Origin of the sequence: Chryseobacterium sp. 22532 (assembly GCF_052044665.1) — a bacterium.
Taxonomy (GTDB): Bacteria; Bacteroidota; Bacteroidia; order Flavobacteriales; family Weeksellaceae; genus Chryseobacterium; species Chryseobacterium lathyri.
On sequence record NZ_JBQENJ010000002.1, the window covers coordinates 346,521 to 366,733 of the forward strand.

Here is a 20,213-nt window from a genome sequence, read left to right on the forward strand (position 1 = left end):
TCTGTCCGTCTGACGCAAACTTGCTTGTCATTTTACATTTTTAATTGTTTTTCTCCCCAACTGTCCATTAATTTCATTATATCCGATAATGACTTCCCTAAATCCGTTAACTCATATTCAACCTTTGGGGGAACTTGTTGATAAACAATTCTATTTATCAAATTATCATTTTCCAACTCTTTCAATTTTGCAATAAGCATGCGTTCTGAAATTCCTGGCAGACGTTTTAATAATTCATTGTAACGTAACCTATTTTCGTTTAGTAAATAAGAAAGAATATTAATTTTCCATCTTCCTCCTATTAATGATAATGTGTAAGCAATTCCACAATTCTCATTTATCTGAACTTCGTTAATATGATTTGTAGAGTTTATTTTCCTTTTATTCATACATACTTTTTTATTAGTACCATACAATTTTGTCAGTTCTTTTAATTCTGAAAGTTAAAAAATAAATTTGTCTTAATTCTAAAATCAACAAAATGACGGTAATTAAAACATTAATTCATTGGAGTGCATATGCCTACTATCTGTATGTATTTGGATACGCTTCGTTATTTAAAGTATTTCAAAAACAGACTATGATGCAGAATATGCAGAACTTAGGATTTAATAAAACGTGGACAATATTAATCGGCATTGGCGAGTTAATTGGCGTTGTGCTATTGATAATTGGATTGTTTAAACCACCAATAAAGAATCTTGCTGTATTAAACTTTTTCCTTTTGCAGTAGGTGCTTTTACAACACACATGTCACATAATGAATATGAACACTATTACAATTCACTGCTAATGTGCATTCTGAGTATAGTCCTTTTAGTAACTGACAAAGAATTCAAAATTATTCTTTGAACATTTTTCTTGTCCTATGCAAAGCCCCGATAAAATGTAAATTTTTAAATTTAATGATCAAATAAAATCATTAGACCGATATGAGAAAAATAATTGCGGCATTTAATATGACACTTGATGGATTTTGTGATCATACGGCAGGTATTCCCGATGAAGAAATACATAAACATTATACTGATCTGTTAAACCAGGCAGATGTTATTTTATATGGTAGAATAACCTATCAGCTTATGGAATATTGGCGACCTTATGTAAAGAATCCCTCAGGTGAAAAATCAATGGACGACTTTGCACAGGCAATTGATAAAATCCCTAAAATCGTATTTTCCAACAGTCTGAAAAATATAGAATGGGAAAGTGCAAAGTTAGCCGCTGGGGAGTTGAAAGCAGAGGTCCTGAAATTAAAACAGCAAACAGGTAAAGATATTTTAGTAGGAAGCCGAAGCCTGATTATCCAATTAATGAAACTTAATCTGATAGACGAATTTCAGCTATGTGTTTACCCTGTTGTTGTTGGAAATGGTCTGCCGTTATTTGAAAACATAAATAGCAGGATTATTCTTAAGCTCTTAAGAACGCAAACCTTTAGCGGAGGCTCGGTCATACTGTACTATGAACCAGTAAGAACTATTGATTAAACTTGACAATACTGTTAAAATTAGCCAGAATTTCTGTCGCCTTATGAATCAAATCAAATATGTATATAATAAATAGAGGATTGAATACAAAATACTGTAATTAAAAATTGCCTGTCTGCAACAACTTCATTAATATTGTGTTCATATGTCAACAATAAAATTTTTGAAAGTTTTTGGTTTTCCTCAGGCTTATAGAATGTTATTTCTTCTGTTTTTCCTTGCTTTTTCTTCTTGTAAAGAATCTCAGAAAACTTCAGACAAAATTAGTATCGGATTTTCACAGGGGTTGGGAAATCATCCCTGGAGATTGACAATGAACCATGCTATGGAGATACAGGCATCACTCCATTCCGAAGTAGAGCTGAATATACAGAAAGCAGAAAATTCGGTTAGCAAGCAGGTTCAGGACATACAAAAAATGATTGATCGTAAGGTGGATGTGATTATTATCTCACCGATTGATCCGGAATCCTTGATTCCTGTAGTGGAAAAAGCGGCTGCCAAAAATATTCCGGTTATTTTGCTCGACAGGAAAATCAATTCAGAACAATATACAACCTATATAGGCGCAGACAACTTGGAGATTGGTAAAGAAGCGGCCAGTTACATTCTTTCAGATTCCAAAAATTATAAAAAAGTTATCGAAATAAGTGGCGATGACAATTCCTCTCCAACCATAGAAAGAAGTCTTGGCTTTCAGGAAATCATCAAAAACAATCCCAACACAGAGCTGATAAAAACCTTTAAAGGTCTTCCTGTAGACGCTTTCCGGAAAACACTTGATTCCTTGGGAAATCAAAGTCTGTATGTTTTTGCTTTTAATGATGAGCTTGCCGCCATTGCGTGGCAGGCTGCAAGGAATAAAGGTTTGGAAAATCAAATCAAATTTATCGGCATTGACGGACTGAATACAAAAGACGGCGGAATACAAATGGTTCTGGACGGAAAGCTGAACGCCACTTTATTGTATCCGACAGGTGGGGCAGAAGCCATTGAGACTGCAATTAAAATTCATAACGGTGCTGCCGTTCCCAAACGCATTAAACTCAGTACAACGATCATCGACAGAATGAATGCGGAAATTATGCGTAATCAGTTTGATAAAATCATTGAGCAACAAGGTATTATAGAAAATCAGGTACAGGCGGTTAAAAAGCAGATCGAGCTTTATTCTTCGCAAAAAGAATTGTTCCGCTGGTCTATCATATTGTTGATATTGATGTTTTGCCTGGTGGCTTATTCTATTTACCTTATTTATGCGATCAAGATAAAAAATAAGCAGCTTACCCTTACCAACGAGAGAATTACTATTCAAAGAAACCAGATTGAAACCATTGCCAATGAGTTGAAAGACAGTAATGAGGCAAGGGTTAATTTTTTCACGGGATTGTCTCATGAATTTAAAACACCCATCACGCTTATTCTCAGTTCATTGGAATCTTTGATGGATTCCGGTAAAACTAAAGGTGCAAAACCATCCTATGAGTTAGAGTTGATCAATAAAAACTCCAACAGATTATTGAGATTGGTGGATAACCTGCTGGATTTTAGAAAAATAGAAAATCAGACTTTTAATCTGAGAGTTTCCAAAACGAATATCTATGATTTTACGTATGCGATTTTTCGTGATTTTGAAAATGAAGCCAAGAAAAGAAATATCAAATTCGAAATTCATTCACAAAATAAAAACCTTGAGCTTTATATTGACAGAAACCTGATGGATAAAGTTTATTTCAACCTTTTATCGAATGCTTTCAAATTTACGCCGGACAATGGAAAGATTGAAATTACAATTCAGGAAAAAGGCAATCAGGCGGTCATCAGCTTTAAAGATAACGGAATCGGAATCCCCGAAAAAGAGGTCAGCAATGTCTTTGAAGCTTATTTCAAAGGTTCCAATAACAGAAAAAACAGTTCAGGAATCGGGCTTCATCTTAGCAGGCAGTTCATAGAGCTTCATCTTGGGAAGATAGAAGTGAGCTCTTTCCAGGGAACGGAATTTACCATCAGCCTTTACAAGGGAAACAAGCATTTCAACGAAGACCAAATGGTGAAAGAACCCAGTCTCGCAGATGCTGAAAGTCTGGCAAAAGATACTGTTTTTACAGGATTGGAAGACGAGACGATTACCCAAAATCAGGAGTTTCAGGGCGAACGTTATTCGCTTCTTTTGGTAGAGGATAATTCGGATTTATCCTTCTTTCTAAGCAAAAAGCTTCAGAATGAGTTTGAAGTAATGGTTTCTGACGGTACGGATGCAATTGATAAGGCATTGAGTGAAATTCCGGATATTATCGTCTGTGACGTCAATCTTCCGGACAAAAACGGTTTTGAAATCTGTGAAATTCTAAAAAATGACCTTCGTACATCACATATTCCGGTTATTCTTCTGACTGCTTTGGATAATAAAGAATCCTACCTGCAGGGACTGAAATCCGGCGTTGACCTTTACCTCACAAAACCTTTCAGTTACCCTATTCTGATACAGTCACTGCGTGCGCTGCTTTACAACCGCGAAAAACTGCGTTATTACTATACAAACAATATCGGCAGAATTGTGGACAGTAAATCGTTCGGAAGCATGGAGCAAACATTTGTGAATAATCTGAACCAACTTATCAAAACCAATATCGATAATCCCGATTTCTCAGTAGAAAATCTTGCAGACCTGCTCAATATTTCCAGAATTCAGCTTTATAGAAAGATAAAAGCGATGTTTGATGTGAATGTGAGTGATTATATCAACAATTTCCGCCTGGAACAGGCCAAATCGATGCTTCAAAATCCTGAACTGACTATTTCTGAGATTGCATACAAAACCGGTTTTTCTTCTCCGAATTATTTCTCTACTGTTTTTAAAAATAAGTTTGGCATATCCCCTAATGCCTTTAGAAAGTCTTCAGGGAAGGAGTGATAAAAAAGTTTGTAAAATCAAATGATCACCTATTTGAATGTAACATTGTAATAACAAAACCTAAAGCTTAACTTATATTTAATATCAATTTTCACATATACTATTTTTATCATATCCAGCAGCAGAAAATCAAACTGCTGCTTTTTTATTATACTTTCTGAATAACACACCTTCATTCGGACGAATAACCAACTTTCCGAACGATTAATAATTGCTAAAAATTCATAAGCCAAAAATCCCACACCTTGACCCATTTTTCGGATAAACTTTTCATAATAGTAAATGGTTATTAATCTTAAAAAGGCCAAAATATGCGTAACATTTTTATAAGACAATGTTACATTTTTGAAACATGATTAAACTTTAATAAAATTGTTTATAAATAAATTGTTGATATTTAGTTAGTTATGATTAATTAACAAATAGTTAACCTTGCTGAAATATTTAGTTACATAATTAGACCTTCGGATTACCGCCCCGGGATATATTAGCCACAAACAAATAAATATTTTAAAGGATGAATAAAATTCTTATGTGGTCTATTACGGCAGCTTTGGCAGGATTTCTTTTTGGATTTGACGTGGTAGTGATTTCCGGCGCAGACAAAAAATTGCAAACGTTGTGGAACAGCTCAGATGCATTTCACGGAGCGGTCGTGATGGGGATGGCATTATGGGGTACAGTGATAGGGGCTATTTTCGGCGGAATCCCGACCAATACATTAGGACGGAAAAAAACGCTCTTGATCATTGGTGTCTTATATGCATTTTCTGCCATAGGAACTGCGCTTTCCAATGATCCTTATCTGTTTGCATTTTTCAGGTTTATGGGTGGTTTAGGAGTAGGTGCTTCTACGATTGCTGCACCGGCTTATATTTCAGAGATTGCACCTGCAAAAGACCGCGGAAGGATGGTTTCACTGTATCAGTTTAATATTGTTCTGGGGATTTTAATCGCATTTTTATCAAATTATTTATTAAGCGGTATCGGCGATAACGACTGGAGATGGATGCTTGGTGTACAGGCAATTCCCGCAGCCATTTATACATTATGTGTATTCACCATTCCGGAAAGTCCGAGATGGCTGGTTTCCCATTCCAGAATAGAAGAAGCGAAAAAAGTGATGAAAATCCTGAGTCCGGATCAGGATTCTGAAACTTTGATCACGCAGATGGAAGATGACCACGCAGAATCGCCAAAGGAAAATATCTTTATGAAAAAATACCGTTTCCCGCTGATGTTGGCTTTTCTAGTAGCCTTTTTTAATCAGATGTCGGGTATCAACGCATTCTTGTATTACGCACCAAGGATTTTTGGCGAAGCAGGTTTGGGCGAGAAAACAGCACTTCTCAGCAGTATAGGAATTGGTGTTGTGAATATGGTTTTCACTCTGGTTGGGGTTAATCTCATTGATAAAGTTGGGAGAAGAACACTGATGTATTTAGGTTCCGTAGGGTATATCATTTCTCTGGGATTGGTTTCTATGGCGTTTTATTTCCATTGGTCGGGATTGGCGATTCCTATTTTCCTGTTCCTCTTCATTGCTTCTCACGCTATTGGTCAGGGAACAGTGATTTGGGTATTTATCTCGGAGATTTTTCCGAATCATCTTAGGGCATCGGGACAGGCTTTCGGAAGTTCCACACACTGGCTTCTGGCAGCGATTATTCCATCACTGATTCCTACATTATTTTCTACTATCGGAGCAGGGACTGTGTTTTTAGTCTTTACCATTGCAATGGTATTCCAATTATTATTCGTGATGTTTATGATGCCGGAAACAAAGGGTATATCTCTGGAAAAATTAAGCAAAACACTGACGAAATAGATGTACAAATCAATATAATCATCAGAAAGAACACCTCTATAAATTGAATAAAGTGTTTTTAAAATAATTCAAAAAATTCCTATTAAATAATCATAATGAAGAGAATCATATCAACTTTAATCATTGCTGCAACGTTTTATTCCGGGCTCAACGCACAGTCGGATTTGAAAACGGCCGAAGAGCAGCTTTACAGACCCAATTACCACTTCACTCCTCAAAAAGGCTGGATGAATGATCCAAACGGTCTGTTTTATCTCAACGGAACTTATCACTTATTTTTCCAGTATACGCCGTTTCAGAGTGTACCAGATTTTGGTAAGATGCATTGGGGACACGCTATCAGCAAAGATCTTATAAAATGGGAAGAACTGGCTCCTGCCATTGCCTATGATGAAAAAGGTGCCATATTCTCAGGAAGTGCAGTTGTGGATAAAAATAATACATCAGGTTTTGGTGATGGGAAGAATGTTCCGTTGGTGGCAATTTTTACCTATCACGATATGAAGAAAGAGCAAGCCGGAGAAATTGACGCACAGTCTCAGGCAATCGCTTATTCTTTGGATAATGGAAAAACCTGGACCAAATACAGTAACAATCCGGTATTGAAAAATCCAGGAATAAAAGATTTCAGGGATCCGAAAGTTTTCTGGGATGCCAAAAGAAAACAATGGGTAATGGGATTGGCGGTACAGGACAGGCAGCATTTTTATGCCTCAAAAAACCTGAAAGACTGGACCTTCCTTTCAGAGTTTGGTAAAGATGTAGGCGGACACGGTGGCGTTTGGGAGTGTCCGGATCTTTTCCCCATAAAGGTAGAAGGAACCAATGAAGAAAAATGGGTGCTTATCGTTAACATCAATCCGGGTGGCCCAAACGGAGGCTCTGCTGCCCAGTATTTTGTAGGTGATTTTGACGGAAAAACCTTCAAAATGGATGATATTTATACAAAGCAGCTCGAAAAAGAAAAAGTGGTCTGGCTGGATTGGGGGCGCGATAATTATGCGAGCGTTTCTTTTGATAATGTTCCGGATAATAAAAGAGTGATTATCGGATGGATGTCAAACTGGGATTATTCACCGAATGTGCCTACGGAAAAATGGAGAGGAAGTTCTACTATTCCTCGTGAAGTAACTTTAAAACGGACCAAAGAAGGTTATATTTTGAAAAATAATCCTGTTTCCCAACTCAAAAATTATGAAGGAAAAACAATCAGAAAAGAAATTAGCCTTGTTTCTGATAAAAAGCTCATCGGCAAAGGAGAAATAGATCTTTCCAAAGCAGTGTTAGATGTTGATCTCAAAAAAATGACCAAAGGAGTTTACACTTTTGCTTTGAAAAATTCATTGGGAGAAAGGGTGATTTTCGGAATTGACAATAACAAGCAAGAGCTGTTTATTGACCGTACCCAATCCGGGAAAACCGATTTTAAGGGCAATTTTGCAGACAGGGTTTCAAAAGCTCCATTAGCAAAAAACTACCAAAATGCAGCATTCAAAATTGTCCTGGATAAAACTTCCATCGAAATTTTCTTCAATAACGGCGAAAAGGTAATGACCGAAATTTTCTTCCCTAATGAAAACTTTTCGGAACTGAGCTTATCCACAGATACAAAAGGAAGTACTCTGAACATCAATGCACATCAGATTAATATCAAATAAAAACTATACTATGAAGAAATACAAAATAGCCATCGCCTTTTGTCTTCTGCCTTTTTCGTATGTATTTGCGCAGGAAGTCATTAAAGGTAAGGTAGTTTCCTCAAATCAGAAACCGCTGAGCGGGGTTATTGTAACCGTTTCGGAAACAGGAGCCAATACAACAACAGACAGCAGCGGTGCATTTCAGATTAATGACCTGCAAAAAGGAAATACTTTAATTTTCACTTATCCCGATTATTCCACCCGTGAAGTGATTGTTGATGAAAAGACAATTCTTAACATCGTTTTAGCTGCAGAGAAAATAAAAAGTATAGATGAGGTCATCGTAACCGGATATACCAAGCAGAAAAAAGCAGACATTACCGGTGCGGTTTCTGTGGTGGATATGAAAGACCTGAACAAGCAGACCGAACCGAATCCAATTAAATCTTTGCAGGGACGAGTAGCAGGTGTTAATATCACAGCCGACGGATCTCCTTCCGGCAGTAATACCAAAGTGCTGATTCGTGGTGTGGGAACGTTAAATAATACAGATCCACTTTATGTGATTGACGGTGTTCCCACAAAAGCCGGAATGAACGAACTCAACCCAAGCGATATCGAAACGATGCAGGTGCTGAAAGATGCATCCTCAGCAAGTATCTACGGTTCCAGGGCTGCTAATGGTGTTATCATTATCACTACCAAAAAAGGTAAAAAAGGGAAGATGAGAATCGACCTTAATTATTATACGGCGTATTCACAGTATACTAAAAAAACAGAGGTTCTGAATGCCAAACAATTCGGACAGGTGCTTTGGCAGGCCAACATCAATGACGGACTGAACCCTAATAGCAACAATTTAAGCTACAATTTCGACTGGGGTGTTCAGAATGGTGTTCCGACCTTATACAGCAGCAATGTTCCGGAATATCTGGATGCTGCAAAAACCATAAAGTCAGCCGATACCAACTGGTATGATGAGGTTTCGCAGACAGGTGTTGCCAATTCGCTGGATGTTTCTGCTTCTAGTGCTTCGGACAAAGGTTCTTACTTTTTCTCTTTGGGATATTATAACAATGATGGAATCGTGAAGCTTACCAATTTCAAAAGATTGTCTGCCCGCGTCAATACCTCTTATAACTTTTTTGACGGAAAACTGAAAATCGGAGAAAATTTCACCTTTAATAAAACCAATGAGCTTATGGATCCGGGCGTTTTGGATCCCGCATTACGTGCTTTGCCCATCATTCCCGTTCATACTGTAGACGGTATTGGGTGGGGCGGTCCGGTTGGTGGAATGAATGACCGGCAAAATCCTGTCAGACTTTTGGAATACAATAAAGACAATGGCTACCAATATCAAAGATTCTTCGGAAATGTTTATGCCGAATTGCAGCCTGTGAAAAATCTGACCTTAAAATCCAGCTTTGGAATCGATCTTTCCAATTATTACAAAAGAATGCTGCAAAGAAGCTATGTTTCAGGTTATCTGCAAAACAAAACCAATGCAGTAAACATCGACCAGTCAGACACGGAAAAATGGACGTGGTCCAATACCGCACAGTACACGGCAAAAACTGGAAAGCACCATTTTGATGTGTTGGGCGGAATGGAAATGTACAAGGATACGTTTAAAAATACCTGGCTGAGAAAAGAAGGATTCCTGATAGAAACACCGGATTATATGTATCCAGATGCGGGTACAGGAGATGCTTTCAACGGCGGAAGCTCCACGTATTACAGCCTGTTGTCCTACTTCGGAAAATTCTCTTACGATTATGACAACCGATACCTTTTTTCTGCAACAATGCGTTACGACGGCTCTTCAAGATTCGGTAAAAACAACCGTTTCGGAACATTCCCTGCATTCTCGGCAGGATGGAGAATCAATAAAGAACATTTTGCAGAACATCTGATTCCGTTTTTCTCAGATTTGCGATTAAGAGCAGGTTGGGGACAGACCGGAAACCAGGAAATCAGCAATTCGGCGGTTTATTCCCTTTATATAGCAAATTATGCGGGAGGAAATCCAACATGGGCAACATCTTATGGCACAGCCTACGATATTTCCGGTGTCGGAAGTGGGTTATTACCATCAGGATTTATCGCAACGCAGACAAAAAATGACGACCTCAGATGGGAAACCACCACACAAACCAATCTCGGTCTGGATTTCGGATTTTTTAACCAAAAACTGACAGGGAGTATCGATGTTTATAAAAAAGCAACAAAAGACATCCTGGTATTACCACCTTATCTTGGGGTGATCGGAGAAGGAGGAGATCGATGGATCAATGGTGCATCTATGGAAAACAAAGGGATCGAGGTTGCATTGTCCTATCAGAATGAAACAGCAGGCGGTTTCCGTTACGAAGTTTCAGGGAACATCTCGATGAACCGTAACAAAATTACCGAACTTCCGCAATCAGTTATCAATAATTACGGTGGAAACGGAACAACGGATAATATTCTGGGACGCCCCATTAACTCAATGTACGGTTATGTTGCCGACGGACTTTTCAGGACGCAGGCAGAGGTGGATAATTCTGCCAGTCAGTCAGGTAAAGGTTTGGGAAGAATCCGCTATGCAGATCTAAATGGTGATGGAATGATTGACGACAAAGACAGAACGTGGATTGGCAATCCGAATCCGGGATTTATGTATGGTATCAACCTTAACTTTTCATATAAAAACTTTGATCTTTCAACATTCTGGCAGGGCATCGGTGATGTGGATGTCATTAATTCAAAAAAATACCAGACTGATTTCTGGAGTGTGGATGATGTCGGTTCCAATAAAGGGACAAGGCTTCTGAATGCGTGGTCGCCGCAAAATCCCAATTCGGATATTCCTGCGCTTACGACAGTGGACAGCAATGCAGAATCCAGATTCTCATCATATTATGTAGAAAGCGGAAGTTATCTGAAGCTGAGGGTTTTACAGTTGGGCTATACGTTTCCGAAATCTTTAATGGAGCATTATAATATTGTCAATTTCAGGATGTATGCAAGTGTTCAGAATCTTTGGACAATAAAATCGAAAAGCTTTACAGGAGTAGATCCCGAAACACCGGCATTCGGTTATCCGTTACCGCTGACGTTCAATTTTGGAGTTAATTTTTCCCTATAATTTTTAAATAATAAAAAATGAAAAAGAATATACTTTTAACAATAGCTTTTGCTTTTTTGCTGGGAACTACTTCCTGCAACGATTTTCTGGACAATGAGCCGAGAGGTGTCCTGTCGGAAGCCGACGTGGTAACGCCTCAGAATGTGGATGGTTTTGTAGTTGCAGCCTATGCATCTCTTGGAAACGACCATTATGATACCCCTTTCAGCCTTTGGCCCTATGGGAACGTTCGTTCTGATGATGCGTACAAAGGAGGAAGCGGAACCAATGATATCCAGACATTCCACTTTTTTGAAATTTCAAATAACGTCCGTTCGGATTTTGGTGAGTTAGACAGATTATGGTATCTCAATTATGTAGGGATTTCCAGATGTAACAAAGCAATTGCCGCACTTAAGCAGCTTTCAGATTCAGAATATCCGAACAAGCAAAAGCGGATTGCCGAGATGAGCTTCGTAAGAGGACATTACTACTTTTTACTGAAAACGTTATTTAAATATGTGCCTTATGTAGATGAAAATACACCGCTTGATGAGTATCCGAAAATCTCAAACAGGGCAAAGACAGACCAGCAGTTATGGGAAGCTATTGCTTCTAATTTTGAATTTGCAGCCGCTAATCTGCCTGCAACACAGTCGGAAGTGGGAAGACCAAAGAAAAGCGCTGCCTATGCCTATCTTGCTAAAGTAAGGCTGTATCAGGCGTATGAGCAGGATGATAACTATACAGTAACGCAGGTAAATCCTGCCACCCTTCAGAAATCTATTGATGCTGCCAATCAGGTGATCGGAAATTATACATTGGAACCGGATTTCGGGTACAATTTCCTGCCGGGAACACACGAAAACGGCCCGGAGGCAATCTTTTCCATTCAATATTCTGATAATGACGGTACGCTTTTCGGAAGGCTCAATTTCGGAGATATGCTTTCTGTACCACAAGGTTTGGGATGCTGTGATTTTCATAAGCCAAGCCAGAATCTGGTGAACGCATTCAAAACGACACCGCAGGGGCTACCGATGTTTAATACTTTTAACGATGTTGATCTGAATTACAACCAGCTGAACAGTTACAAAGTAGATCCCAGATTATATCACACCGTTGCCTTGCCCGGACTGCCTTGGAAATACGACGAAAACAAAATTTTTCAGGAAAGTTGGAGCAGAAGTCCCGGGACTTATGGGTATTATTCTTCGTTAAAAGAAAATGTGCCTGTAGGATGTGGCTGTACCGTGAATGTAGACCCCTTCTATGGAAATTCCAAAAACAGAATCATCATAAGATATTCCGATGTTTTGCTGATGAAAGCTGAAGCGCTGATAGAGCTTGGACAATATAACGATGCTTTACCACTGATCAATCAGGTGAGACAGCGGGCTGCTAATAGTACGGTCCTTACAGGAAGTTATACCACCAACAACCTGATCAGCAAATATGAGCCGGGAGTGAACTGTACGTGGAATCAGGATTTTGCAAGAAAAGCGTTGCGATGGGAGAGAAGAATGGAGTTTGCCATGGAAGGAAGCCGTTTCTTTGACCTCGTGAGATGGGGCATTACAGCAGGAACGATGAACAGCTATTATTCTGTCGAGAAAACTAAAAGATCTTACTATTCGCAGGCGGGGTTTGACCACGGAATTGAAGAATACTGTCCGATTCCTTTGGCGCAGATCAATTTCAGCCAGGGACTGTACAAACAAAATAACGGATACTAAAACAAAATGCTAATGAAAACGATATTCAAAAACAGAATTGCGGATTATGGAATGAATTCCGGTTCGGAGTATCTTATCTATTAATAAAAAATGGAGTATTTTTAGCTCTTCAGAGAGTTCATTCAATAATATCAATATCAAAAATCCAATTAATGTTTATCAATAAGAAAATTAATGTAATAAGTTTTGGAGAAGTACTTTTCGACGTTTTTGGAGAAGAGAAAAAAATTGGGGGAGCTCCTCTTAATCTGGCTCTCAGAACAGCTTCGTATGGCTTTCCGGTAACAATGATCAGTGCAGTAGGAAATGACGAAGACGGAAAAGTAATTCTGGATTATGGCAAAGAAAATACTCTTGAAACCGCCGGAATTATTGTTTCTCCAGAATATGAAACAGGAATTGTTCAGGTCTCTTTAAATGAGCGTGGCTCTGCCACGTATGAGATCAAGTTTCCTTCTGCCTGGGATTTTATCAGTGTTGACGAAAAAATAATGGATACCGTAAAAGAAGCCGATGTTTTTTTCTATGGAAGCCTTGCCTGCAGAAATGAGGTTTCCCAAAAAACACTTTTCTCCATATTGGATTCCAACGATAAAATGTTTAAAGTTTTCGATGTGAATCTAAGAAAGCCCTTTTACAATATTCAGCTTCTTGAAAAGCTTATGGACAGGGCAGACTTTATTAAATTTAATGATGAGGAAATACTGGAAATTGCTGCCGGAATGGGATTTGAATCACATGATCTTGAGTCCAATATAAAATTCATATCAGAAAAAACAAACACTAAAGCGATATGTGTAACTTTAGGAAAACACGGATCTATCTTACTATGGAATGATCAGTTTTATAGACACGAAGGTTATCCTGTAAAAGTGGCAGATACGGTAGGTGCAGGTGATTCTTTTTTGGCAAGCCTTATTGCGAAATTGCTGTCCGATCAAAATCCTGTTGATGCTTTAAATTTTGCAAGCGCTGTCGGTGCCTTGGTAGCGAGCTACTCCGGTGCAAATCCTAAGATAGAAAATTCTGAAATAGAGATATTTCTTAAGCAGAATGCTTATCTGAATATTTAAAAAGTATTAATCTGATTGAGTCTGATATCCCAAAGAATAAAAACGGCGCCACTTTAAGAGAAGTGGCGCCGTTTAACTGTATATGATCAAGACATATTATCTTCAAACTTTTATCGATAATTGGTTCATTTAAATCAAATTAAGCAAGAACTACATCACTCATTTTATAAAGCAATTTAATTTTTGGTGGAAAAAATTTGATTGATTTTCAAAATCATTTCCTTCGCATTATTATTGGTGGGATCCAACTCTAATGATTTCTGATAATCGCTTTTTGATAATGCATATTCTTTTTTGTTAAAATAAGCTTCGCCTCGACTGTCATAGACATTTCCTGATTTTGGAAATTCATTGACATTTAAATCAAAAATCTTAAGCGCTGCGTCTAATTGATTATCTTTTAGAAACTCATAACCAAGTTCATTCAATTCATTTTCGTTGGAGAAATTGTAGTCATTTGGCTTGTTTTTCTTAAGGTCTTTATATAATGCAATTCCTTTATCAATATTTTTCAAGCATTCTTTTCTGATGGTTAAGCCAATAGATTCCTTTTGTGGCTCGATAGGGTAGTTTTTCCATTGGTTTAAACTGGCAATACTTAAAAGGATTTCTTCTATCAGCTTAAAATTATTACCATTAGTCATTACTGCTAAACCGTTTCCATCTTCAACACTTCCAATATAGTAGCATACAAACCCTTCATTCCCTCCGCTGTGTGCAAAATATTTTGTGCCTTTGAAATCACTTAGAAATACACCGTAATTATTCTCAATTCTCCTTACAGACATTTCTTTGGACAAAATATTATTTGATTTGCCTAATAATGACAATTGTGTTTCGATGATATATTTTGCCAGATCACTGGGATTGGTCCATAAACCGGCTGCGGCTTTTTCGGGATAAATATGATATTTTCCATTTACCTCTTTTCCGTTATTATAAGCTGTTGCAAGTAATAATTCTTTATCTGGAGAGGGAGGCTGATTATAAGAACTTTCATTCATTCCTAATGGCTTCAAAACATTTTTCAACATATAATCTTCATACTTTTCTCCTGTTATATTTTCAAGGATTAACTGTGAAATAGTTGTTCCTCCACCCGAATACTGGAATTTAAGGTTGGGCTCAAACACAGACCGAACCGCAATAGAATTTGATGGTTTCAGTCCATCAAGAATTTGTATTATTGTAGGGAGTTCTTTTCCTCTTTGATAGCCTCCGAAACCATGAACAGACAAACCTGCTTTATGACTTAAGAGGTTTGCAATAGAAATTTTTTTTCCTTTTGAAACCGAATCATATGGGAATTTCCAGCTTTTCAAATAATTATTGATGTCATCATCCAAGCTTAATTTTCCTTGTTCAACCAACTTTAATTGTCCTAAGCTATTAATGGATTTACTGATAGATGCAGCCTGAAATAATGTGTGAACGCTCGCTGGTCTGTTTTCAGCAACATCTGCATAACCATAAGCTTTAGCCCATTCTACTTTGTAATCTTTAATGACTGCGATGCTTACTGCATTCATATTATAGAAAGCCATCCTGTCTTTTAAAGTCCATTTCTTAGTTTTCGATTTATCCCAACTGAGCATATTGTTTTCGAATGATTTTATTTTATCCTTTACATTTTGTGCAAAAATATTCAAGGTTAAAGACAGCATTAGGACTAGATGTAGTTTTTTCATTTTTATTCCTGGTTATCTATTTCAATATAAAGACGATCCACAAGTAAGTTTTATTACATCAATGACTGATTTTTTTAATATCTTCTGTTTTATTGTTTATTTTTTTTCAATGTTCAACAGCATCTGTTGTCCATTTTCATGATCCGGATTTAATTCAATAGATTTTTGATACATCGTTGTGAAAAATAATTTTACAAACTGTACTTCAATTTTGATTTTTCATTGACAAGAAGTTCCTTTATACAAACTTTATCAAATTTATTGGCTGCAAGTGAGCTATCTCCTGCATTTTCCTTATTTAAATTTTCTACGCCAAGTTTTTTAGGCTTTTGTCCGCAAAACCAAGGCATTTCTCCATGCTGATAACCGGGCTCTATTCAAATCTTTTATTAACAGCTATAGATAAGATTTTGAAGGTATTAAAATGACATTTATTACTTGTAAATTTATGATAGTATACCTCAAATTTTAGAATACTTATCTTTTAGTTTATCGGATAGTTTAAGTAAATTGCAATAAATTATTTAAATGATGTCTGATTTTCCAGTGTTTTTCGATTACATAGAAAAAACATCAGGCAAACAGCTTTCAGAAGACGATAAGCGTTTGTTGATGGCCCATTTCAAACCCAAAAAACTTCGAAAAAGACAGTATTTTTTACAGGAAGGAGACGTATGCAAATACATTGGGTTTATTGTGAAAGGATCTGCCAGAACCTTTGCGGTAGATGATAAGGGGCATGAACACATACTGAAACTATCTGTGGAAAATTGGTGGCTGGCCGATTTTGAAAGCTTTTTTCTGTTGACTCCAAGCCGTTTTAATATTGAAGCACTGGAGCCACTTGAGATACTACAGTCAACTCATGCTGAAATTGAACAGTTTCTAAAGCATATTCCCGCCTTTTCAGCGATGACGAATGTAATCAATCAAAATTACGCTATTGCAGCTCAAAAAAGAATGCTGGCCTCAAATAGCTATACGGCTGAAGAACGTTATGAAGAACTGATCAGAAGTTATCCTCATTTCCTGCAACGGTTTCCGCAGAACATGATCGCTTCATACCTGGGTTTATCGCCAGAAACTTTGAGCAGGATAAAGAAAAACTTTTTAAAATAATTTCTTTTTATGTTAACTGTATAATTCATGACGAATGTCGACTAATAAAATTAAAGATTATACATCAGCTTTTTCCCTGAAGGAGAACTTTTCATAATAATCAGCTAGGAAGTCCCGTAAAATATAGCAATTCTCAATTCATCATTGATCAAATCATATTACTTGGTTTTTCAATTTGTTTTCTCAGCAAATTCCCTACTTAAAAAAATATTTTGCTCGAATAAAAAATTGGGCTAAAAAGGATGTTATGCCGTTTTGACCTTGACGGTTTTTGTTTCCCGAGTGTTTTTAATAATATCGTAATTTACAGTATTACAATTGGTTATGAGCTTAATTTGATTTGGATCATCAACCTGACTTGACCCATATCAAGCTTACTTAATGATGTATGTCAACCAACGCTTCATCACAGGGTTGCATCTTTGTACAAGCTTCAAAACGAGAATATGAAGAATATTAACAAACAAAAAAAGTAATAAAAAGTAATGAGTAAATTAAAAAATAAAGTAGCAGTAGTAACTGGTGCAGCAAAAGGAATAGGTGCTTCAATCGCAAAGCACTTTGCCCATGAAGGTGCAAAGGTCGTTGTAAATTATGCTTCAAGCAAAGAAGCAGCGGATAGTGTAGTAAAGGAGATAACAGATCATGGAGGCATAGCCATTGCAGTACAGGCCGATGTATCTAATGAAGCTGATGTGAACAGGTTGTTTGAAGAAGCTAAAAAAACTTTCGGAACCTTAGATATTTTGGTAAACAACGCGGTTTTTCAACAATTTTTACCTATCGAACAAGTATCGGCAGAAGCTTTCCATCAGCATTTCAATGTCAATGTTTTGGGTTCTGTATTGACTATCCAAGCATCTTTAAAGCTGTTTGGAGATAAAGGTGGCAATATCATTAATATCAGTTCGGGTGCAAGCAAATCGCCAATGGCGGGAGTATCGTTATATTCTTCAACAAAAGCAGCATTAGATGCAATAACGATTTCTTTGTCGAAAGAACTGGGTGTAAAAAACGTTCGTATTAATTCTATTTTGCCAGGCGCCACAGAAACAGAAGGTGCAGTTAGTGCTGGTGTTACCAAAGGCAGTGATTATGAAAAAATGTTTGTTGCCAATACACCACTTGGCCGTAGAGGCCAGCCGGAAGATATTGCGAAAGCTGCCGTATTTTTGGCTTCTGATGATGCAGCCTGGATTACAGGAGAGCAAATAAGCGTTTCCGGTGGTATGTTTGGTTTTTAAAAACATTGAAAGAACTGAAGATATTGCATAGCAAATAGTGTTATCGAAATAAATAAAAATGGCGCTACTTGTCTTAATAAGTAGCGCCATTTGGCTTTTAGTGAGCGTATCTTCAAACACTTTTATTCATGATTTGGTTCGTTTGATCCAAATAAAACAAGAATTACAAAGCTTTTTTTATCCAATAATTTCTATTTAACTCAATTCAAGTAAATAGGTATTTACAAGGAATATAGAGCTTTATTTTGACACACTTTTTAGATATTTGAATTTAATAAAACGAACAAAAATACCGATAAGTATAATTAAAATGAACAACGTTCAAAAAATAATTATATCTTTGCATAGTAAAATTATTTTATGAGCATAAGTGAAAGAAAACAAAAAGAAAAGGAAGCTTTAAGATTACTCATTCTTAATGGTGCAAAAAGACTTTTTGTGGAAAAAGGAATAGAGTATACCACCATTAGAAATATTGCTGATGAAATAAATTACAGTGTAGGTACTGTTTATGTTTATTTTAAGGATAAGAATGCTATTTTTCATGATCTGCATTCCATAGGATTTCAGGAATTGGGTGGATACTTCAGAGATTTAGTCAGTGAAGAAGATCCGTTATTGAGGCTTCGAAAAATGGGATTTGTCTACATGAAGTTTGCGATGGAAAATTCTGAGATGTATGATTTGATGTTCAACCTGAGAGCACCAATGGATTATCTTGAAACACAGAAAAATCAGCTGTGGTCTGAAGGAAATGAAACTTTTGGGTATGTTAAAAAGACGGTGGAAGATTGTATGCAAGAAGGTCATTTTAAGGAGCATAACTCAGAAGCATTATCTTTTTTGATCTGGAGCTTAGTACACGGTATGTGCTGTCTGGAAATCCGCCAAAGAACAAAAGGTGTAAAATTCAGCAGTCCGGACACCATTATGGCGGAAGGGTATAACGAATTTTTGAAAATGCTGGAAAAGCTATAAATTTTTTTGTCAAAAAAATGAACAATGTTCAAATTATAAACAATGTATTTAAATGAAAAAACTGTCAATGTTATTACTGATTTGTTTAGGATGCATCGCATACTCCCAAACTAACCTTGATCGATACATCGAAATCGGTCTTGAAAATAATGAAGTTATCAAACAAAGAAATTTTGATGTCAATAAAAGCCTGTATGCATTACAGGAAGCTAAGTCACTGTTTTCACCTTCGGTCGCAGTAGTAGCCAATTACACGATTGCTGACGGCGGAAGAACGATTGATATTCCCATCGGGGATATGCTGAATCCTGTGTACAGCACCTTGAATCAGATCACCAATTCCAACGCTTTTCCTTCGCTGGAGAATCAGTCGGTGCTGATTAATCCTAATAATTTCTATGACATAAAGCTTCATACGACAATGCCGCTTTTGAATTATGAGATTATTTACAACAAAAAGATTAAAACACAGCAAGCGGGTTTACAAAAAATTGAACTGGAAATTTACCGGCGCGAATTGGTAAAGGATATCAAGATTGCATACTATAAATACTTGCAATCTTTAGAAGGTATCAGAATTTATCAGAATGCTTTATCGATGGTGAAGGAAAATCAGAGAGTGAACAGAGCGCTTTTTAAGAATGACAAAATCAATCGTACAGCAGTACTGAGAAGTGATAATGAAGTAACAAGAATTCAGGCTAATCTCGAAACCGCCATCAATACAAGCAAAAATGCCCAGGCTTACTTTAATTTTCTGTTGAATCAGAAGCTGGATACTGAGATTGAAACCGATGAAATTATAGAAATTCCGACAGAATTGCTCTCGGAAAATACAGAAAACAGGGAAGAATTGCAGAAGCTGAATCAGGCTAAAGAGATCAACGGAAATGTGTATCAGCTGACAAGATCCAGTTGGTTTCCAAAACTAAGCGGCTTCGCAGATCTCGGTTTTCAGGATTTTGATTTCAGGGTTGATAAGACTTCACGCTATTATTTTGCAGGTCTGAGCCTGGAATGGAATATTTTTTCAGGTAATAAAAATAAGTACAAACTGAAACAGGTAGATGAAGAAAGTAAAAAATTAGATTCTCAGATCAATAATGCCAAACAGCAGTTGTTACTCCAGTTTCAGGTTTCTCAAAATAATTTAAAATCCGCTTTGGAACAGTATGAATCTGACAGTAAACAGAAAGAGACCGCTACAAAATACAATGATGATGTCACCAAATTATACAAAGAAGGTTTAGCGATCTACATCGAATTGCTGGATGCCCAAAATCAGGTCGTCAACACACAGCTTAATACCAACATTGCCCTTTACAATTCATGGATTGCCTTCGCAGAACTGGAAAGAGCCAATGCCACTTTCAATCTTAATCAATAAAATCAAC

The 20,213-nt window shown here is 37.1% G+C and carries 14 protein-coding genes; 12 read left to right on the forward strand and 2 right to left on the reverse strand.

The annotated features are described in order from the left end of the window. Positions 1-32 precede the first annotated feature (32 nt). The gene (locus ACTJIV_RS05765) at positions 33-389 is read right to left on the reverse strand and encodes a winged helix-turn-helix transcriptional regulator (RefSeq protein WP_111954643.1); all 357 of its coding nucleotides are present in this window, start codon (positions 387-389) and stop codon (positions 33-35) included. Between the two features lie 92 nt (positions 390-481). Here ACTJIV_RS05765 and ACTJIV_RS05770 point away from each other — a divergent pair, with 92 nt between their 5' ends. From ACTJIV_RS05770 to ACTJIV_RS05805, 8 genes are all read left to right on the forward strand, one after another. Continuing rightward, positions 482-733, forward strand: a complete 252-nt coding sequence (locus tag ACTJIV_RS05770; protein ID WP_440626222.1) for a DoxX family protein — start codon at positions 482-484, stop codon at positions 731-733. A 199-nt stretch (positions 734-932) separates the two neighbouring features. Further along, positions 933-1,490, forward strand: a complete 558-nt coding sequence (locus ACTJIV_RS05775; protein WP_440626224.1) for a dihydrofolate reductase family protein — start codon at positions 933-935, stop codon at positions 1,488-1,490. A 145-nt stretch (positions 1,491-1,635) separates the two neighbouring features. Continuing rightward, positions 1,636-4,404 (forward strand): substrate-binding domain-containing protein, encoded by a 2,769-nt coding sequence (locus ACTJIV_RS05780; protein ID WP_440626226.1) that lies wholly within the window; start codon positions 1,636-1,638, stop codon positions 4,402-4,404. A 517-nt stretch (positions 4,405-4,921) separates the two neighbouring features. Then, positions 4,922-6,232: a sugar porter family MFS transporter gene (locus tag ACTJIV_RS05785; RefSeq protein ID WP_111954651.1), complete on the forward strand. Its 1,311-nt coding sequence runs from the start codon at positions 4,922-4,924 to the stop codon at positions 6,230-6,232. 95 nt (positions 6,233-6,327) lie between these two features. Further along, positions 6,328-7,890, forward strand: coding sequence for a glycoside hydrolase family 32 protein (locus ACTJIV_RS05790; RefSeq protein WP_440626228.1), 1,563 nt, complete (start codon positions 6,328-6,330; stop codon positions 7,888-7,890). 10 nt (positions 7,891-7,900) lie between these two features. Continuing rightward, positions 7,901-11,002, forward strand: coding sequence for a SusC/RagA family TonB-linked outer membrane protein (locus ACTJIV_RS05795; protein ID WP_440626230.1), 3,102 nt, complete (start codon positions 7,901-7,903; stop codon positions 11,000-11,002). 17 nt (positions 11,003-11,019) lie between these two features. Next, the gene (locus tag ACTJIV_RS05800; protein WP_440626232.1) at positions 11,020-12,717 is read left to right on the forward strand and encodes a RagB/SusD family nutrient uptake outer membrane protein; all 1,698 of its coding nucleotides are present in this window, start codon (positions 11,020-11,022) and stop codon (positions 12,715-12,717) included. Positions 12,718-12,869: 152 nt separating this feature from the next. Beyond that, the gene (locus ACTJIV_RS05805) at positions 12,870-13,790 is read left to right on the forward strand and encodes a carbohydrate kinase family protein (protein WP_440626234.1); all 921 of its coding nucleotides are present in this window, start codon (positions 12,870-12,872) and stop codon (positions 13,788-13,790) included. A 176-nt stretch (positions 13,791-13,966) separates the two neighbouring features. Here ACTJIV_RS05805 and ACTJIV_RS05810 read toward each other — a convergent pair whose 3' ends face one another. Continuing rightward, positions 13,967-15,478, reverse strand: a complete 1,512-nt coding sequence (locus tag ACTJIV_RS05810; RefSeq protein ID WP_440626236.1) for a serine hydrolase — start codon at positions 15,476-15,478, stop codon at positions 13,967-13,969. A gap of 528 nt (positions 15,479-16,006) precedes the next feature. Between ACTJIV_RS05810 and ACTJIV_RS05815 the strand changes: the two genes are divergently transcribed. The 4 genes from ACTJIV_RS05815 to ACTJIV_RS05830 all read left to right on the forward strand — a co-directional run bounded on the left by ACTJIV_RS05815 (position 16,007) and on the right by ACTJIV_RS05830 (position 20,206). After that, on the forward strand, positions 16,007-16,597 hold the full coding sequence (locus ACTJIV_RS05815) for a Crp/Fnr family transcriptional regulator (RefSeq protein ID WP_440626238.1): 591 nt from the start codon (positions 16,007-16,009) through the stop codon (positions 16,595-16,597). 485 nt (positions 16,598-17,082) lie between these two features. Continuing rightward, entirely contained in the window at positions 17,083-17,841 is a 759-nt protein-coding gene (locus tag ACTJIV_RS05820) for an SDR family NAD(P)-dependent oxidoreductase (protein ID WP_440626240.1), read from the forward strand. A 360-nt stretch (positions 17,842-18,201) separates the two neighbouring features. Further along, entirely contained in the window at positions 18,202-18,819 is a 618-nt protein-coding gene (locus ACTJIV_RS05825; RefSeq protein ID WP_255815919.1) for a TetR/AcrR family transcriptional regulator, read from the forward strand. Positions 18,820-18,871: 52 nt separating this feature from the next. Continuing rightward, positions 18,872-20,206, forward strand: coding sequence for a TolC family protein (locus ACTJIV_RS05830; RefSeq protein WP_440626243.1), 1,335 nt, complete (start codon positions 18,872-18,874; stop codon positions 20,204-20,206). Positions 20,207-20,213 lie beyond the last annotated feature (7 nt).

Bases quoted from the DNA above. Each gene is read 5' to 3' on its own strand.
- ACTJIV_RS05765 (WP_111954643.1), bottom strand. From the start codon at position 389: ATGAATAAAAGGAAAATAAACTCTACAAATCATATTAACGAAGTTCAG.
- ACTJIV_RS05770 (WP_440626222.1), top strand. From the start codon at position 482: ATGACGGTAATTAAAACATTAATTCATTGGAGTGCATATGCCTACTAT.
- ACTJIV_RS05775 (WP_440626224.1), top strand. From the start codon at position 933: ATGAGAAAAATAATTGCGGCATTTAATATGACACTTGATGGATTTTGT.
- ACTJIV_RS05780 (WP_440626226.1), top strand. From the start codon at position 1,636: ATGTCAACAATAAAATTTTTGAAAGTTTTTGGTTTTCCTCAGGCTTAT.
- ACTJIV_RS05785 (WP_111954651.1), top strand. From the start codon at position 4,922: ATGAATAAAATTCTTATGTGGTCTATTACGGCAGCTTTGGCAGGATTT.
- ACTJIV_RS05790 (WP_440626228.1), top strand. From the start codon at position 6,328: ATGAAGAGAATCATATCAACTTTAATCATTGCTGCAACGTTTTATTCC.
- ACTJIV_RS05795 (WP_440626230.1), top strand. From the start codon at position 7,901: ATGAAGAAATACAAAATAGCCATCGCCTTTTGTCTTCTGCCTTTTTCG.
- ACTJIV_RS05800 (WP_440626232.1), top strand. From the start codon at position 11,020: ATGAAAAAGAATATACTTTTAACAATAGCTTTTGCTTTTTTGCTGGGA.
- ACTJIV_RS05805 (WP_440626234.1), top strand. From the start codon at position 12,870: ATGTTTATCAATAAGAAAATTAATGTAATAAGTTTTGGAGAAGTACTT.
- ACTJIV_RS05810 (WP_440626236.1), bottom strand. From the start codon at position 15,478: ATGAAAAAACTACATCTAGTCCTAATGCTGTCTTTAACCTTGAATATT.
- ACTJIV_RS05815 (WP_440626238.1), top strand. From the start codon at position 16,007: ATGATGTCTGATTTTCCAGTGTTTTTCGATTACATAGAAAAAACATCA.
- ACTJIV_RS05820 (WP_440626240.1), top strand. From the start codon at position 17,083: ATGAGTAAATTAAAAAATAAAGTAGCAGTAGTAACTGGTGCAGCAAAA.
- ACTJIV_RS05825 (WP_255815919.1), top strand. From the start codon at position 18,202: ATGAGCATAAGTGAAAGAAAACAAAAAGAAAAGGAAGCTTTAAGATTA.
- ACTJIV_RS05830 (WP_440626243.1), top strand. From the start codon at position 18,872: ATGAAAAAACTGTCAATGTTATTACTGATTTGTTTAGGATGCATCGCA.